Genomic DNA, 16,517 nt, shown 5'->3' with positions numbered 1-16,517 from the left:
GAGGTGGCCGATCCGTGGCCGAACTGATGAGCGATCCGTGCTCGTGGGGCCCTGTCGGCGGTGGCGCAGGGGACGTTAGTGGTCGCCCCGAACGGGGGGCGGCTGCGCCGGGGCGGCGGTTCGGCCGCGGGCTGGCTGGGTGGGGTGGGGATTCGCTCCGGGTCTGCGACATCGCGCGCGTCGATCGGCCGGTGTGATGTCGTCCGATGCGCGTGCATCCGATGCCGACGCATGGTACGACGAAGCACGCGTCGATCGACTGGTGCGATGTCGCGGACGCCGCTCAGGCCGAGGCGTCGAGGTACACCGAGCTGCGCGGCTCGTCGGTCGCGGCGACCTGCCGCAGCGCACCGAGGTGCTCCAGGGTCTGCCGCCGCTCCGTTTCGAGCGCGACCAGCCGGTCACGCTGTGCCGCCAACAGCCGGGAGGCACGACCCACCAGTGCGCGCGGCACCGGTCCGGACGTGGTCGGCTCGGTCCAGGGGGCTGCGTCCGGCGTGGACGCCGGAGTCGCGCTCAGCTCGCGTTCGAGGGTGTCGAGCACCGTGGCCCACTCGCCGTCCGCGGCCTCGGCATCGGGCGTGCCGTCCGCAACCTCGGCGGCGGCGGCCGACGTGGCGTCGGCGGCGGCGGGCGGGGCGTCGGCAGTCGCGGCGGGCGTGGCGGCAGCGGCGGCGTCAGGCGACACCGAGCGCTCCCCCGGTGCTGGTCTGCGGGGTCTGTGCGGCCGGCAGCGCAGCGGCGGCCTCGTGCCACGACTGCCGGAGCGGCTCGAGGATCCGGATGCAGTCCCGCGTCGCCTGCACGTCACGGTGCACGTTCGCGGTGATGAGCGAGGTGGACGCGTAGTTGTAGATCGCGAGCAGACCCTCGCCGCCGTCCCAGACGTCGATCCGGAGCGTCGAGGACAGCTCGCCGACGATCGCCTGTGCGTGCAGGAGCTGGTCGCGGGCGGTGTCCCAGTCAGCGGTCGTCTGCGCGGCCTCGGCGCGGTGCAGGTCGAGCATCAGCCGGTCGTAGAGCATCGTGACGAGCTGCGCGGGCGTCGCGGAGAGGACGGCCTCGTTGGTGTACTGCGCACGGCGCTGGTCGGTCACGGTGCGCGGTTGCGCGGCCTGGCGGAAGGCGGCGGACTGCAGGTCGAAGGCGTTCATGGTGGTTCCCGTCAACTCGTCGACGTCGATGCCAGCTGGCTGGAGAGCCACGCCGACTGGGACTGGAGCTTGCTGAGGCTGGTCTCGAGCGCGGAGTACTGCGCCTGCAGGGTCGCCCGGCGTGCGGTCAGTCGGTCGGCCCAGTTGTCGATCTGCGTGGACAGGTCCTTCGCGACCGACTGCTGCCCGGTGATCGACGTGGTGATGGACCCGGTGTACTTGTCCGACGCCGCGGTCGCCGCGGCGCCGACGTTGGTCGCGACGCCGGAGAGCATCGCCTGCGTGCCCTGCGGGTCGTCCGCCAGGGCCTTCTGGAACACCGCGGCGTCGAAGCTGAAGGTGCCGTCCTTCTGGATGACGATGCCGATCGACGACGGCGACCTCCCGTTCACCGGAGTCGACATCGTCGTCGTGAGCCGCTGCACCGCGTCACGCGTCGTGCCGTCGCCGGTCAGCACGCCGGCCTTCGTCGACGTCGTGCCGGTGGTGGGGCTGGTGGTGCTCGTCACCGCCGTGTTGGTGGCGTAGTAGGACGTGATCGCGTTGAGTGCGTCGACCAGACCGGACGCGACGGACTGGGCCTTCGTGGTGTCCTGCGCGATCGTGACCGTGACCGGTTCGGTCGTCGCCTGGGTGACCGTGACGTCGACGCCCGGCAGCAGGTCGTCGAACGTGTTCGTGGCGCTCGTGACGGTCTGTGCGGCAGCCGTCCCCGCCCACAGGGTGACGCTCGCGTCCCTGCCCTGGGTCACCACGGCGGCGCCCGGCTGCGTGAACACGTTCGTCGCGGTACCCGCCGCCACGTCGTCGGACGTGCCGCGGTACAGCTCGAAGGACGCTGCGGCTCCGGTCTTCGTCGCGCTGAGCTGCAGGCGGTAGAGCTTGGTGCCGTCGGTGTCGGTCCCGGCGGCGACCTTCGTGGCGGTGACGCCGGCGCCGGCCTTGTTGATCGCGGTGACCGCGTCGTCGAGCGACCCCGAGGCCGGCGTGACGGTGGTCTTCTTCCCGTCGGCGCCGACGAGGGTGAGCGGCTCGGCGGCGGACGCCCAGGTCGACATCGCTGCGGTGACCCCGACGTGTGCGGCCGCGGTCGAGCCGACCTGGAAGCTGACGGAGCCGGCGGAGGCCGTGGTGTCGGTCGCGACGCTGACGCCGGTCGACGAGCTCTTCGCGCTGTAGAGGTCGAGCGACGTGACCTTGGCGGCGTCGCCCGCTCTCGTCGCGAGGGTCTGCACCAGCGAGTTGATCGTCTGCAGCGACGACACGAAGGAGTTGGTGTCGGTGAGCTTGCTCTTCAGCAGGGTCTGCGGGACCTGCTCGATCGTCATCAGCGAATTGATGAGGTCGGAGGTCTTGAGACCGCTGACCAGACCGTCGATCGCGAGACTGTTGCCCGACACGGACGACGTCGACATCGGGGGCTCCCTGCCGTGGGGTGGAGGTGGTCGTGGATGTGGTGACGCCGCCGTCCGGAGGACTCGAACTCCTCCGGACGACGGCGTCGGTGGTGCTAGCGGAGGAGCGAGAGCACGCCCTGCGTGCTCTGGTTCGCCTGCGCGAGCATCGAGGTGCCGGCCTGGCTCAGGATGTTGTCGCGGGTGTACTTGACCATCTCCTGCGCCATGTCGACGTCGGTGATGCGCGAACCAGCGGCGGTCAGGTTCTCCTTGGCCACGTTCGTCACGTTGATGGCGTGGTCGAAGCGGTTCTGGATCGCACCGAGGTTGGCGCGAGCGGTCGAGACGCTCTTGATCTGGTCGTCGATCAGCGAGATCGCGGCCTGCGCGTGCGCCGCGGTGTCGAACTTGACACCGGTCGTGACGCCAGCCGTGTTGTCACCAGCCGCGACGCCGGCGTTCGGTGCCGTCACCCCGACGGCGCCGCCGTTGAGCGAACGGACGTTGATGCCGGTCGCCTTGCCGTCCGCGTCCTTCACGACCGTGGCCGTGAAGTTGTCGGAGAACGCGGCGTCCTTGTTGAGGGCGGCAGCGTAGCTGTCGACGCTCGTGAAGGTGCCGAGCGCAGCCGTGGTGACCGTCGACACGTCGCCGCCCTTGGTCGCCGTGAACTGCTGCGTACCGGCGGTGATCGCGGTCACGTCGTCGATCTTGAAGAACGTGCCACCCGACGTCGTCGCCGAGTTGAGGGCGGTGGTGATCTTCGAGATGTCGGCACCGGCGAGGTTGACCTCGATCTGGCTGTTCGCGTCGCCGTTCGCGCCGACCTGGAACTTCAGCGAGGGGTTCTTGCCGTCGAGCAGGCTGATCCCGTTGAAGTTCGTGGACGACGAGATGCGCTTGAGCTCGTCGGTCAGCTGGCTGACCTCGGTGCTGATCGCCTGACGCGAATCCGCGTTGTTCGAGTCGTTACCGGCCTGGACGGCCAGGTCGCGCATGCGCTGGAGGATCGAGTGGGTCTCGGTGAGGCCACCTTCAGCGGTCTGCACGACGGAGATGCCGTCCTGTGCGTTGCGGGCGGCGACCGTGAGGCCACCGACCTGCGACTTGAGCCCCTCGGAGATCGTCAGGCCCGAAGCGTCGTCGGCGGCGCGGTTGATGCGGAGACCGGTCGAGAGCTTCTCGAGGGACTTCGACAGGTCGTTCTGCGTCGCGTTGAGGTTCCGGTACGTGTTGAGTGCCGAGAGGTTGGTGTTGATGGACATACCCATGGTGGTTTCCTCCGTGAATCCTTGGGTGGTGGTGCCTGCCCGTCCATGGGCTGACATCCGTGACTCTCGGCAGGTCCGCCGAGGTCGTTAGGTGTCGGCGAGGAAATGTCCCCGCCGAAGATCAGCTGGCTGCCACTGCCGTCGGCGCCGACGCGTCCTGGACGGCCCGCGCGACCCCGGCGGCGGCGTTCGCGGCGACCCGTGCCAGGTAGGCGCTGCGTCGTGCGGCGCTGGTGCGGGAGACCGGCTCGACCGCGGTGCCGTCGCCGTAGTGCTCGGCGAGACCGTCCCGGAGCAGGCGCATCGCCTCGGAGCGCTGCTGCGAGACGGCGGAGTGGGTGATGCCGAGCTCCGCGGCGACCTCGGTCACGGACCGGTCACCGAAGTACACGTTCTCGACGACGTAGCGCATCCGGTCCGGGAGCGCGGCGACAGCTGCGCGCAGGTAGCGGCGCTTCTCGGCCTCGAGCAGGTCCTCGCCGGGCAGTGGCTGGTCGGCGGCGACCGAGTCGTGCACGGTCTCGTCGATCGTGCCGACGGTCCGGGCTGCGTCGGACATCGCGTCCGCGGCGGTCTGGCGGTCGACACCCATCGCGTCGGCGATCTCCTGCACGGTGACCGAACGCCCGAGGCGGGCGGACAGCGCCTCCTGCGTGACGAGCGTCTCGCGGATCCGCTTGCGGGTGCCACGCGATGCCCAGTCCGAGGACCGCATGTCGTCCGCGAGGGCACCGGTGATGCGCGTCCGGGCGTACGCCCCGAAGGGCACGCCGAGCTCCGGGTCGAACGCCTCGGCAGCTGCGACGAGGGCGAGCGAGCCGACGGCTGCCAGGTCGTCGCGGTCGAGGTGGGTGGCCCGGGCCCGGACGTCAGCGACGATGTAGCCGACGAGCGGCAGGTGCTCCACGATCATCGCGTTGCGTGCGTTCCGGTCCATGTGTGTTCCCCTGGTCGACCTGCTGACTGACCCGTCCGTGGGCACGACTGACGCCGGCCCTCGGGAGGCCGGCGCGGTCGTCGAAGAACCGCCCGGATCCTTCCGAGCGGTGCGTCCGCGCCCCTGCGACGCGGTGCGGGATGTCCCCCGCGGTGCGTTCCGAATGTATCGGCTGGGAAAGTCCCGGGGCAGGCTGGGAACGTCCCCAGTGCGGGGGGACGGAGGCGATCCACGGTCCGCACTTCTGCGGACCCACGCCCCGGACCAGACGTCCTTGTCCCCCGATCTGGGTGACACCGGCGCGGACGGGAGGCGCGGCTCGGTCACCACGGACCGCCCCCTGTCCGGAAGCCGCTTACGTCGCGACGCGTCGCGCCGATAGTCCTCCGTGTCCACCGCGAGGCGGACCGGTACGACCCGAACGTCGCCGACACCGATCCCACACGGGAGGAGCCATGAGCGTGAACGACCTGTCCGCCGTCCTCTGGCGCGAGCGCGAACTGCTCGAACTGCTCACGTTCAAGCTCGAGGAGGAGCAGCTCCTGCTCGCCGCCGGGCGCTCCCGCTGGGTCTCGCACGCCAGCCGCGAGGTCGAGCAGGTGCTCGAGCGCCTCCGGAGCACCGGTCTCGAGCGCGCGGCGTCGAGTGCCGCCGTCGCGGAGGAGTGGGGCGTCGACCCGGACGCTCCCCTGCGCGACGTGGTCGCCGCCGCTCCGAACGGACCCTGGGGCGAGATCCTCGCGGCACACCTCGCGGCGATGATGGAGCTCACGACGCAGATCGGTGCGCTCCGCGACGAGAACGACCGCTTCCTCCGCACCGCCGCACAGGCGACCGAGGAGACCCTCGCCGGCACGGTCACCGGCGCCGCGACGTACGACGCCTCGGGGAGCTCCGGCTCCGGTACCGACGGCGCACGCCTGTTCGAGGGGACCCTGTAGCACCGTGGTGAGCACCTTCGGATCCCTGGCGACCGCGTACTCCGGGCTGACCGCCGCCCGCGCCGGCATCGACGTCACCGGGCAGAACATCGCGAACGCCGGCACCACCGGCTACACCCGCCAGCGTGTGACGCAGTCGTCCGTGCCCGCGGTCCAGACCGGGTTCATGCGCGGCACGGCTGCGCTGGCCGGCCAGGGCGTCAGCGTCGACGGCATCGCCCGCCTCGGCTCCCTGACGCTCGACGCCGGTCTCCGGACCGCGACCGGGGCGTCGGCGTGGGCACAGACCCGCGGAACGGCGCTGTCGACCCTCGAGGGCGGCCTGCAGGAGCCAGGGAAGAACGGGCTCGCCACGAAGCTCGACACGTTCTGGTCGTCGTGGGGCGACCTCGCCGCGCACCCGGACGACCCGGGTGCCGCATCGACCGTCATCGCCGCCGCGACCACCGTCGCGACCACCCTCGCCAGCGGCTCGAAGGCGATCGACGCGCAGTGGACCACCACTCGCTCCACCGCTGCGACCCAGGTCGACCAGCTCAACGACGCCGCCGCGCAGGTCGCCGACCTGAACGGCCGCATCCGCTCCACGCTCGCCGGGGGCGGGAGCGCCAACGAGCTCCTCGACCAGCGCGACCAGCTGACGCAGCAGATCGCCGGGCTCGCCGGCGGCACCGTCCGGACGAACACCGACGGCACCGTCGACGTGCTCCTCGGCGGCAACCCGCTCGTGCAGGGCGACACCGTGCGCTCCGTCGCGCTCGACGGCGGCGCACGGCTCGGGGACGGGCAGCCCGTCACCCTCCGGTGGACCTCCGGGAGCGCCGGCACCGTCGCCCTCGACGGCGGCTCGATCGGCGGGGCGCTGACCCTGCTCGCCCCGGCGTCCGGCGGTACCGGCGGAGCCCTGGCCGAGGCCTCGGCCGCGTACGACCGCGTCGCGATCCAGCTCGCCACGACGGTCAACACCGCGCACGCGAAGGGCTCGACCCCGTCCGGCGCCACCGGCGCACCGTTCTTCGCCCTCGCCGCGGGCACCCCTGCGGCGCAGGGGCTGTCCGTCGTCCCGACGGACGGCAGCGGGCTGGCGACGCGGAACGCGGCCGGTCAGCTCGACGACTCGTTCGCCGACGCGCTCTCGCGGCTCGGCACGGCCGCCGGGGGTGCCGACAGCACCTGGGCGACGTTCGTGGCGGGGGTGGGCAGCGCCTCCCGGACGGCCGCCTCGGAGTCGACGCTCACCGGGCTCGCGCTGACCAGCGCACGCACGCAGCAGCAGTCGGGGGCCGGCGTGGACCTCGACGAGGAGAACGTCGCGCTGCTCAGCTACCAGCACGCCTACCAGGGCGCGGCGCGCGTCCTCACCGCGGTCGACGAGATGCTCGACACGCTCATCAACCGCGTCGGACTCGTCGGGAGGGGCTGACCGTGATCACCCGTGTGACCACCCAGATGACCATGGCGGCCGCCGGCGAGCGGCTGCAGGCCAACGCCGCCCGCGTCGCCGAGGCCACGCAACGCGCGACGACGCTGCAGGCGATCGCGAAGCCGTCCGACGACCCGGTCGGCACCGGGTCGTCGATGCAGGTGCGCAAGGACCAGGCCGCCGCCGCGCAGTACACGCGCAACGCGAACGACGCCGTCGGCTGGCTCGCGACGACCGACAGCTCGCTGTCGAGCGCGTACTCGGTGCTCGGGAAGGTGCGCGACCTCACCGTGCAGGCCGCGAACTCCGGCACCATGGGCGACACCGACCGCGACGCGCTCGTCGCGCAGTTCCGGGCGCTCAAGGCCGACCTCGAGGCCACCGCGAACACGAAGTACGGCACCCGCTCGGTGTTCGCCGGGTCCTCGACGGACGTTGCGGCCTACGTGCCGGGCACCGGCTTCGCCACGGCCACCACCCCGGTCGCACGTCGGCTGGGCGACAGCCAGACCGTGCGGGTCGACACCCCGGGCGCAGCGGCCTTCGGTACCGGTGCGACCTCGGCCTTCGCCGTGATCGACGACATCGTCGCGGACCTGCAGAACGGCGTGAACGTGAACCCGAGGCTCAACGACGTCGACTCCGCGATCGACGCAGTCCGGTCGACCCAGGCGGACGTCGGTGTGCGGCACGCAGCGGCCCTCGCGGCGCAGGACACCCTGAAGAGCACCAGCGTGTCGCTCGAGAACCGGCGCTCCGGCATCGAGGACCTCGACCTCGCCGGGGCCGTCCTCGACCTGCAGGTGCAGCAGACCACCTACCAGGCAGCCCTCGCCGTCACCGCGAAGGTCCTGCAGCCGACCCTGATGGACTACCTCCGATGAGCATCGACCTGACCTTCCCCGTGCCGCCGTTCGGCCTGTCGCCGGCGCCCGTGTTCACGCTCGCCCCGGTCGAGGGCGCCGAGGGGCTCTTCGCGCTGAGCGGTGGCGACGCCCGGCTCTACCTGCTCGACGCCGCGGTGCACCTGCCCGACTACGCGCCCGAGCTCACCGACGAGCAGGCGGCGACGATCGGCCTGGGCGACCCCGCCGACGCGATGCTGCTCGTGGTCGCGAACCCGGGGGCGGACGGCACGACGGTGAACCTGCTCGCGCCCGTCGTCGTGCACGCGCGCACGGCCGTCGGCGCGCAGTTCATCCTCGAGGACCAGGACCTGCCGCTGCGGGCGGAGCTCGCGCGGCGGTAGCGCGGGGGGAGGGCGGCGGGAGGGCGGCGGCGCGGTCGCGTAGCGCGCGTTTTGCGACATCGCACGCGTCGATCGACACGTGCGACGTCGCTCCATGCGCCTGCATCGGATGCGCGCGCATCGGGCGACATCACACTCGTCGATCGACTCGCGGGATGTCGGACCATGCACCGCCATCGACGGCGTCCCTCCTGCACACGAGCGCGTGCGACGGTCGTTGTCCACAGCAAGGGCCGCCCGCCCCCGTGGCAGGACCGTCCGGAGACATCCTCGATGCATGACCGAAGCGGACGACATCGAACTGGTGCGGACGGCGCACCTGCCGAGCGCAGAACGTCGTGCGCTCGAGCGGGCAGCAGCGCGGGGCGAGTACGAGCGGGTTCGTCCGGGTGTGCTCGTCGCCCGCGGCAGTAGCGCGCACCTCCGCCCGGATCAACGGCACGTCCTGCTCGTCCGTGCGTCCCTGCCCCGTCTGCGTGCGACGGACGTGCTCAGCCACGAGTCGGCATGTGCCCTCCTCGGGATCCCCGTCGTCGACGCCTGGCCGACGCGTGTCCAGGTGCTCGATCCCGTGGCGGTCGGGACGCGCGTCACGTCCTGGTTCGTCCGTCGCGGCACCGCGCACCGGCCACCGGCGGAACACCGCGACCACCGCGGCGTCCGGACGACGACACCGGCGCGCACCGCAGTGGACGTGGCGTCGTCGCGACCGCTCCTCGTCGCCCTCCCCGTCGTCGACCACGTGCTGCGCTGGCGGACGGCATCCGCGGCGGACCTCGATCGCGAGCTCGCGCTCCTCGGGGAGAAAGGGCATGCGAAGGCGGCCACGGCGGTCGCGATGGGTTCGGCGCTGTCGGACTCCCCCGCCGAGTCGTTGTGCCGGGTGCGATTCCGGCAGTTCGGGACGCCGGAACCCGAGCAGCAGCGGGCGTTCACGAGACCGGGCGAGCGCACCGCCGTCGTCGACTTCTGGTTCCCCGAGCAGGGCGTCGTGGTCGAGGTCGACGGGCGCGCCAAGTACGGCACGGACGGGCCCGGGTCTGCAGCGGCGCACTGGCAGGAGAAGCAGCGCGAGGACTTCGTCCGCTCGTTCCCCGAGGTCCGCACGGTCGTCCGGGTCGTCTGGGCCGACCTGGTGGAGCCCGAGCGACTCCGGGCGAAGCTCCTCGGAGCAGGGGTGCCGTGCCGGTGACCGCGACCACGCGGGCGGCGACCGTCCCGCCGGTCGCAACCAGCAGCACCGGGAGCGCCGGGAGCGCCGGGAGCGCCGGGAACACCCGGAGCGCCGGGAGCGCAAGGAACACCAGGAGCGCCGGGACCGCGGCGCACGATCGCCGGACGGCCAGGGCGAGCGGTCTTCCCACCGCCCTGGCGTACGGTCGCCGGTATGGCCCGCCAGAAGAACGACGGGGCGATCGTGCCGATGCCGCCCGCCCCGGTCCAGCCCGACTCCCGCGACGACCGGACCCCGACCATGGAGGGGCCCGGCGGGTGGACGAAGATCCTCGACCGTGTGATCGCGGTCCAGCGGCCCGTGGTCGTCGCGCACGTGAACGCCCTGCGTCGCCGACACCCGGACGCGAGTCCCGCACAGATCATCCAGATCCTCGAGCGCCAGTACCTCGCGGCGGTGACGACCGGCGGCGCAGCGGTGGGAGCGAGTGCGGTCATCCCAGGCGTCGGGATGGTCGCGGCCCTCGGGCTGAGCGGCGCGGAGACCGTCGGGTTCCTCGAGACGACCGCACTGTTCGCACAGTCGATCACCGAGGTGCACGGCATCGCCCTCGACGACCCCGAGCGCTCCCGCACCCTCGTGATGGCCCTGATCCTCGGCGCACCGGGCACGCAGCTCGTCAAGCAGCTCGCCGGTCAGGCCGCGGGTGGGCCGGCGCGGACGGCGTTCTGGGGCGAGATGGTGACGTCGACGCTGCCGAAGCAGGTCGTCAGCGGCATCGGCGGCAAGGTGCGCGACCAGTTCATCAAGCGCTTCGCTGCGCGACAGGGGACCTCGGTGCTCGGGCGCGCCCTGCCGTTCGGGATCGGTGCCGCGGTCGGTGGGCTGGGCAACCACGCGCTCGGCAAGCGGGTCGTGCAGGCTTCACGCGAGGGCTTCGGCCTGCCGCCCCGGCACTTCACGATCGTGCTCGAGGCGAAGCCCGCCAAGGACCGGAAGACGAAGGAACGCAAGGCCGAGGACCGCGCGATCGGCGGCCGGAAGTCGAAGGACGGTGACGCGAGCGACGCAGAGCGGCGTGGCCTGCCGTGGCGGCGCAAGGACCGCGGCGAGGACGACCTCTGGGCCGACACGCCGCGCCGCGACGACCACGGCTGACGCCCTCGCGGACCTCACGACCGTCGATCGTCGCGGGCACGGCGGCTGACGGCCCGGCCACCGACGCGGTCGCTTGCGCGATCGAGCCGAGCCGACCACGTGACGGACGCTTGCGCGATCGAGCCGAGCCGACCACGTGACGGACGGGAGGCGCGGTGCCAGCCGGCACCGCGCCTCCCGTCCGTCAGCGGCTCACCGTCTCAGGCGCGCCGCCTGGGCGTCCGCACCACCTGCCCGGCGTGCGCGAACCCACCGCCGAAGCCGAACAGCAGCGTGAGCGCGTCCTCCGGCAGCTCCCCCCTGTGCCATGCCTTCGACAGCCCGAGCGGCACGCTCGCAGCCGAGGTGTTCCCCGACTCGACGACGTCGCGCACGACGTACTTGTGCTCGCCGCCGAGCGCTGCGGCCAACGGCTCGATGATCCGCAGGTTCGCCTGGTGGAACGCGAACACCGCGATGTCGTCGAGGGTGAGCCCGGCGGCGTCGACCACCTTGCGGGCGTGCCCCTCGGCCTCGGTGATCGCCCACCGGTAGATGGACCGGCCCTGCTGCGTGAAGTACTCCGGGTCGCGGGTCACGAGGACCGCCTCGTTCAGGTGCGGAACGCTCCCCCACGACACGGGCCCGATCTCCGCGGTCTCAGAGGGGCCGATCACCACCGCGCCGGCGCCGTCACCCACGAGCACGCACGTCGACCGGTCGGTCCAGTCGGCGATGCTCGACAACGTCTCGGACCCGATCACGAGCGCGGTGTCCGACGCACCGACGCGGATCGACTGGTCGGCGAGGGCCATCGCGTACTCGAACCCGCTGCACGCGGTGTTGATGTCGATGGGTGCCGGACCGTTCGTCATCCCGAGGGCTGCGGCGACCCGGCCGGCGGTGTAGGGCGACCGCTCGCGGTGGGTCGTCGACGCGACGATCACCAGTCCGATGTCCGACGGCTCGAGCCCGGCGTCGGCGATGGCGTTGCGGCCGGCCTCGATGGCGAGGGAGACCACGCTGTCGTCCGGGCCCGCGATGCGGCGGGTCTTGATGCCGGTACGGGTGGTGATCCACTCGTCGTTCGTGTCGACCATGGTCGACAGCTCGTCGTTCGTGAGGACTCGGGAGGGCTGGTGGTGGCCGAACCCGAGGATCCGGCTGCCACGGAGTGCTGGGGTGTTCACCCGCGGCACGCTACTCCCCCGCCCACGCCCCTCATGCCCCGCCGGGCATGCTCGACCGGCTCGCCGTCACTTCCGCGCCGCCGCCGTCGCTCTGTCGTTCGCCCGCTTGATGGCCTGCACGAGCTCGTCCTTGTCCATCTTCGAGCGCCCGCTGATGTCGAGGCGCTTCGCGACCTCCATCAGGTGGGCCTTCGTGGCGTTCGCGTCGACGCCGCCCTGCGTCTCGCCGGACCCGCGTGAGCCCTCCGCGCCGGAGTCGGACGGCCCGGAGGAGTCCTTCTCCTCCCAGTGGTCCCCGACCTTCTCGTACTCGTGCTTCACAGCTGCGTAGGCGGTACGGTGCGCCCGCTCCCCGGGGCCGTACGTCTCGTTCGCGGAGTCGAGGGTCTTCTCGAAGACCTCCTGCGCGTGTTCGGGCGACCGCTTGAGGGTGCTCGGGATCTCGTCCTTCGCGGGCATGGTGGTTCCTCTCGTCGGGTTCCGTCTCGCCTCCCTTCTACGCCCGGATCATGACCGGCACCCGCAGGACGACCCGTGACCGGCACCCGCAGGGCCTGGTTCGCACACCTGTCCCCGCGTAGACCGGGGTCATGGACTACACACACCTCGGCAGGACAGGGCTGTCCGTCTCACGAGCGGTGCTCGGCACCATGAACTTCGGGCCGGAGACCAGCGAGGACGACTCGCACGCGATCATGGACCGGGCGCACGAGCTCGGCGTGAACTTCTTCGACACCGCCAACGGCTACGGCGGTTCGGTGGGCAAGGGCGCCACCGAGGAGATCATCGGCCGCTGGTTCGCGACGGGCGGCGGGCGTCGCGAGAAGACCGTCCTCGCGACGAAGGTCTACGGCGACATGACCGACTGGCCGAACGGCGGCAAGCTGAGCGCGCTGAACATCCGGCAGTCACTCGACGCCAGCCTCCGGCGACTGCAGACCGACCACGTCGACCTGTACCAGTTCCACCACGTCGACCGCGCGACCCCGTGGGACGAGATCTGGCAGGCGATCGACGTCGCCGTGCAGCAGGGCAAGGTGCTCTACGTCGGCTCGTCGAACTTCGCCGGCTGGCACATCGCCCAGGCGCAGGAGGCCGCCGCCCGCCGCGGGTCCCTCGGACTGGTCAGCGAGCAGTCGATCTACAACCTCGTCGTGCGGGACGTCGAGCGCGAGGTGCTGCCCGCCGCCCGCGAGTACGGCCTCGGCGTCATCCCCTGGTCCCCGCTGCAGGGTGGGCTCCTCGGCGGCGTCATCGAGAAGACCGAGAACGGCTCGCGACGACTCTCCGGTCGCAGCGCCGAGTACGTCGAGGGGCACCGCGACCAGCTCACGGCGTACGAGTCGTTCGCGAAGGAGCTCGGCCACACCCCGGGCGAGCTCGCCCTGGCGTGGCTGCTGCACCAGCCGGGCGTGACCGCGCCCATCACCGGCCCCCGCACGATGGAGCAGTGGGAGTCCGCGGTCCGAGCCGTTGACATCCGCCTGGACGCGTCGGCGCTGGCGCGCCTCGACGAGATCTTCCCGGGGCACGACACCGCGCCGGAGGACTACGCCTGGTGAGCTGACGGGAAAGCGCACCACGAGCGGTCGTCGCGACCACGGACGGGAGGTGGGGGGGGGGGGCGCCCCCCCCCCCCCCCCCCCGCCCCGGGGGGGGCCACAGCCCCGCCGCCACCCGCACAGGGGGCCCGCCCCGCCGGGTGCGCGCCGGGAACCGCCCCCCCCGGGGGGGGGCCCCCCCCCGGGCGGGGGGGGGCGGGGGGGGCCCCCCCCCCCCCCCACCTCCCGTCCGTGGTGACGTCCACTGCCCGGCCGACTCCGTCACATGGGTCACTCCGCGCAGACCCACACGAACCACGGTTCCGACATCGAACCAGGCCCCTCAGCTGGTTCGATGTCGCACGCGTGGTTCGATCGCCACCGCTGCGGCGCCGCCGCAGCGCAACGCCCCCCCGCACAGCGGCGCGGCCCAGCCGCTGCGCAGCGCCCCCGCACGCGACGACGGGCCCCGCGCCTGCTGTGTGCGCGGGGCCCGTCGTGCGGGTGGTGCGGTGCCTAGCGGACCGAGACCGGGGTCTCGTCGCGCTCCTCGTAGAGGACGTAGCCCTCTTCACCGTGGACCGCGGTGTCGATGCCGGCGACCTCGTCCTCGGTCTTCACGCGGAAGCCGATGGTCTTCTCGATGGCGAAGCCGATCACGAAGGCCAGGACGAACGAGTAGACGAGGACGGCCAGGGCGGCGACGGCCTGCTTGCCGAGCTGCTCGAAGGAGCCCGAGTAGATCAGGCCGGTGTCGTCGGCGAAGAAGCCGAGGTAGAGCGTGCCGAAGATGCCGCCGACCAGGTGGACGCCCACGACGTCGAGCGAGTCGTCGAAGCCGAGCTTGTACTTGAGGTCGATCGCGAAGCAGCAGACCACGCCGGCGAGGAAGCCGAGGAGGATGCCCCAACCCGGGGTCAGCGCGGCACACGCCGGGGTGATCGCGACGAGACCGGCGACGGCGCCCGATGCGGCACCGACCGAGGTGGCCTTGCCGTCCTTCAGCTTCTCGATGAGCAGCCAGCCGAGGATCGCGGCCGCCGGGGCGGCGAGCGTGTTCACCCAGGCGAGGGCGGCGATGCCGTCGGCCGCGCCCTCGGACCCGGCGTTGAAGCCGAACCAGCCGAACCACAGGATGGCGGCGCCGAGGAGCACGAAGGGCGGGTTGTGCGGCTTGTGCGCACCCTTGGCGAAGCCGACGCGCTTGCCGAGGACGAGGGCCAGGGCGAGACCCGCGGCACCGGCGTTGATGTGCACCGCGGTGCCACCGGCGAAGTCGATGACACCCCACGTGGCGAACATGCCCGAGGTCAGGTTGAACACCCACGAGGCGACCGGGAAGTAGACGACCGTGACCCAGACGCCGGCGAAGATCATCCACGCGCCGAACTTCGCGCGGTCGGCGATCGCACCGGAGATCAGGGCGACGGTGATGATCGCGAACGTGGCCTGGAAGCCGACGAAGGCCATCGAGGGGTACGCGGCGTTGATCGTCGAGGCCTTGGCCTCCTCGAACGCCTGGCCGAGGCCGATCTGGTTCCAGTCGATGCTGAAGAACCCGACGATGCCTGCGACGTTGGTGCCCGCGCCGTGGTTCGCGAAGGCGATCGCGTAGCCGTAGAGCACCCAGAGGACGCCGACCAGGGCGATCGCTCCGAACGACATCATCATCATGCTGATGACGGACTTGGCCTTCACCAGGCCGCCGTAGAAGAAGGCCAGGCCGGGTGTCATGAACAACACCAGCGCCGCCATGATCAACACGAATGCCGTGTTGCCCTGATCAAGCATCTGTTCACCTCTCGCGAATGCAGGCGGCTCTCGGTTCCGCCTCGGGTGTCACGAGTCTGGCGAGGCGACGTTTCGCGAGGGAGCACGAAGTGTTTCGCGGGTGTAACGCGTCGGGCCCCCGTGTGAACGGTGTGTTTCCGGACGCCGGAAGACGGGTCCGACAACGCTGTCGGGTCGCCCACCGCGCCGGACGCGCTGGACGCGACGGACGGGAGGCGCGTGGCGGGTCCGCCACGCGCCTCCCGTCCGTCCGGTTGCTAGTCCAGGGCGCGTGACAGTGCGACCACACGCGATGCGGCCCGCAGGTACTTCTTGCGGTAGCCGCCGTCGAGCATGGTCTGCGGGTACACCCGGTCGAGCGGCGTGCCGGACGCGACGATCCGCACCTGGGCGTCGTAGAGCCGGTCGACGAGCGCGACCCACCGCAACGCGTCGGTCTGGTCGGTGAAGGCCTGCACGTCGGTGAGTCCAACCGCGTCGAGCCCGTCGACGAGCGCCACGTACTTCGACGGGTGCACGCTCGCCAGGTGGGCGACGACCGCGCGGAAGTCGTCGAGCGTCGTCGACCCGGTCGGCAGCGAAGCGGCGACGTCCTCGACCGTCCGGGCGGACTCGTCCACGGCACGGCGGCGGTAGTCGAGTCCGTCGATCCGCATCGTCTCGAACCGGTCGGACATCGCCTGGATCTCGCGGAGGAAGTCCTGCGCGGCGAACCGGCCCTCGCCCAGGGCGCCGGGCGGGGTGTTCGACGTCGCTGCGAAGCGCGTGCCCGACTCGGACAGCTCCTTGATGAGTCGGGTCATCACCATCGTGTCGCCCGGGTCGTCGAGCTCGAACTCGTCGATGCACACCAGGGACGTCCCGCGGAGCAGGTCGACCGTGCCCTGGAACCCGAGCGCGCCGACGAGCGCGGTGTACTCGATGAACGTGCCGAACGTCTTCCGCGACGGCTCCGCGTGGTACGCGGCGGCGAGCAGGTGGGTCTTGCCGACGCCGAAGCCGCCGTCGAGGTACACACCCGAGCGTGCCGGCTGGACCGGTTCGCGACGGCGCCCGAACAGTCCGCGCTTCGCCGGCTCCGGCCGCGTGGCGACGAAGGCCTCGACCGCGTCGCGCACCGCTGCCTGCGACGGGTACTCCGGGTCCGGCCGGTAACTGGCGAACGACGCGTCGGCGAACTGCGGCGGCGGCACGAGCGCCGCGGCCATCTGCTGCGGCGTCACCTGCGGGTCGCGGTCGACGAGGTGTGCAGGCAAGTGTGGCCCCTCCGGGAAGCATGTCGTGCGGTGTCACGTTGCAGGTGGCGGTCGGT

The 16,517-nt window shown here is 71.8% G+C and carries 16 protein-coding genes; 7 read left to right on the top strand and 9 right to left on the bottom strand.

What is annotated here, in order from left to right:
* Window positions 1-283: 283 nt before the first annotated feature.
* From QUG93_RS00215 to QUG93_RS00195, 5 genes are all read right to left on the bottom strand, one after another.
* Entirely contained in the window at window positions 284-688 is a 405-nt protein-coding gene (locus tag QUG93_RS00215; protein WP_289471627.1) for a hypothetical protein, read from the bottom strand.
* The gene (locus QUG93_RS00210) at window positions 678-1,154 is read right to left on the bottom strand and encodes a flagellar export chaperone FliS (protein ID WP_289471626.1); all 477 of its coding nucleotides are present in this window, start codon (window positions 1,152-1,154) and stop codon (window positions 678-680) included. The genes QUG93_RS00215 and QUG93_RS00210 overlap by 11 nt, the downstream gene beginning before the upstream one ends.
* 11 nt (window positions 1,155-1,165) lie before the next feature.
* Window positions 1,166-2,569 carry a flagellar filament capping protein FliD gene (fliD, locus tag QUG93_RS00205; RefSeq protein WP_289471625.1) on the bottom strand — a complete coding sequence of 468 codons (1,404 nt, stop codon included), beginning with the start codon at window positions 2,567-2,569 and terminating at the stop codon, window positions 1,166-1,168.
* A 95-nt stretch (window positions 2,570-2,664) separates the two neighbouring features.
* Window positions 2,665-3,822 (bottom strand): flagellin N-terminal helical domain-containing protein, encoded by a 1,158-nt coding sequence (locus QUG93_RS00200; protein ID WP_289471624.1) that lies wholly within the window; start codon window positions 3,820-3,822, stop codon window positions 2,665-2,667.
* Window positions 3,823-3,943: 121 nt separating this feature from the next.
* Window positions 3,944-4,759, bottom strand: coding sequence for a sigma-70 family RNA polymerase sigma factor (locus tag QUG93_RS00195; RefSeq protein WP_289471623.1), 816 nt, complete (start codon window positions 4,757-4,759; stop codon window positions 3,944-3,946).
* Between the two features lie 455 nt (window positions 4,760-5,214).
* On the opposite strand from QUG93_RS00195, the gene flgN reads away from it, so the two are divergent.
* The 6 genes from flgN to QUG93_RS00165 all read left to right on the top strand — a co-directional run bounded on the left by flgN (window position 5,215) and on the right by QUG93_RS00165 (window position 10,704).
* Window positions 5,215-5,700, top strand: coding sequence for a flagellar export chaperone FlgN (flgN, locus tag QUG93_RS00190; protein WP_289471622.1), 486 nt, complete (start codon window positions 5,215-5,217; stop codon window positions 5,698-5,700).
* Between the two features lie 7 nt (window positions 5,701-5,707).
* Window positions 5,708-7,123, top strand: a complete 1,416-nt coding sequence (gene flgK, locus QUG93_RS00185; protein ID WP_289471621.1) for a flagellar hook-associated protein FlgK — start codon at window positions 5,708-5,710, stop codon at window positions 7,121-7,123.
* 2 nt (window positions 7,124-7,125) lie between these two features.
* Window positions 7,126-8,007, top strand: coding sequence for a flagellin N-terminal helical domain-containing protein (locus QUG93_RS00180; RefSeq protein WP_289471620.1), 882 nt, complete (start codon window positions 7,126-7,128; stop codon window positions 8,005-8,007).
* Window positions 8,004-8,372, top strand: a complete 369-nt coding sequence (fliW, locus tag QUG93_RS00175; RefSeq protein ID WP_289471619.1) for a flagellar assembly protein FliW — start codon at window positions 8,004-8,006, stop codon at window positions 8,370-8,372. The genes QUG93_RS00180 and fliW overlap by 4 nt, the downstream gene beginning before the upstream one ends.
* A 277-nt stretch (window positions 8,373-8,649) precedes the next feature.
* Window positions 8,650-9,564 carry a type IV toxin-antitoxin system AbiEi family antitoxin gene (locus QUG93_RS00170; RefSeq protein WP_289471618.1) on the top strand — a complete coding sequence of 305 codons (915 nt, stop codon included), beginning with the start codon at window positions 8,650-8,652 and terminating at the stop codon, window positions 9,562-9,564.
* Window positions 9,565-9,759: 195 nt separating this feature from the next.
* Window positions 9,760-10,704, top strand: coding sequence for a hypothetical protein (locus tag QUG93_RS00165; RefSeq protein ID WP_289471617.1), 945 nt, complete (start codon window positions 9,760-9,762; stop codon window positions 10,702-10,704).
* A gap of 200 nt (window positions 10,705-10,904) precedes the next feature.
* Here the strand turns inward: QUG93_RS00165 and QUG93_RS00160 are convergent, their stop codons facing one another.
* Both QUG93_RS00160 and QUG93_RS00155 read right to left on the bottom strand, forming a co-directional pair.
* Window positions 10,905-11,873: a beta-ketoacyl-ACP synthase III gene (locus QUG93_RS00160; protein WP_289471616.1), complete on the bottom strand. Its 969-nt coding sequence runs from the start codon at window positions 11,871-11,873 to the stop codon at window positions 10,905-10,907.
* Between the two features lie 66 nt (window positions 11,874-11,939).
* Window positions 11,940-12,332 carry a ChaB family protein gene (locus QUG93_RS00155; protein WP_289471615.1) on the bottom strand — a complete coding sequence of 131 codons (393 nt, stop codon included), beginning with the start codon at window positions 12,330-12,332 and terminating at the stop codon, window positions 11,940-11,942.
* Window positions 12,333-12,463: 131 nt separating this feature from the next.
* Between QUG93_RS00155 and QUG93_RS00150 the strand changes: the two genes are divergently transcribed.
* Window positions 12,464-13,435 carry an aldo/keto reductase gene (locus QUG93_RS00150; RefSeq protein ID WP_289471614.1) on the top strand — a complete coding sequence of 324 codons (972 nt, stop codon included), beginning with the start codon at window positions 12,464-12,466 and terminating at the stop codon, window positions 13,433-13,435.
* Window positions 13,436-13,930: 495 nt separating this feature from the next.
* On the opposite strand, the gene QUG93_RS00145 is transcribed toward QUG93_RS00150, so the two are convergent.
* Both QUG93_RS00145 and zapE read right to left on the bottom strand, forming a co-directional pair.
* A complete protein-coding gene (locus tag QUG93_RS00145) occupies window positions 13,931-15,205 on the bottom strand; it encodes an ammonium transporter (RefSeq protein ID WP_289471613.1) in 1,275 nt (424 codons plus the stop codon).
* Window positions 15,206-15,462: 257 nt separating this feature from the next.
* A complete protein-coding gene (gene zapE / locus QUG93_RS00140; protein WP_289472034.1) occupies window positions 15,463-16,413 on the bottom strand; it encodes a cell division protein ZapE in 951 nt (316 codons plus the stop codon).
* Window positions 16,414-16,517 lie beyond the last annotated feature (104 nt).

The sequence above is a fragment of the Curtobacterium caseinilyticum genome, assembly GCF_030363035.1.
In the GTDB taxonomy this organism is placed as follows: Bacteria; Actinomycetota; Actinomycetes; order Actinomycetales; family Microbacteriaceae; genus Curtobacterium; species Curtobacterium caseinilyticum.
The sequence above is the reverse complement of the archived record's forward strand: the minus strand, read 5'-3'. Positions and strand labels throughout refer to the sequence as shown.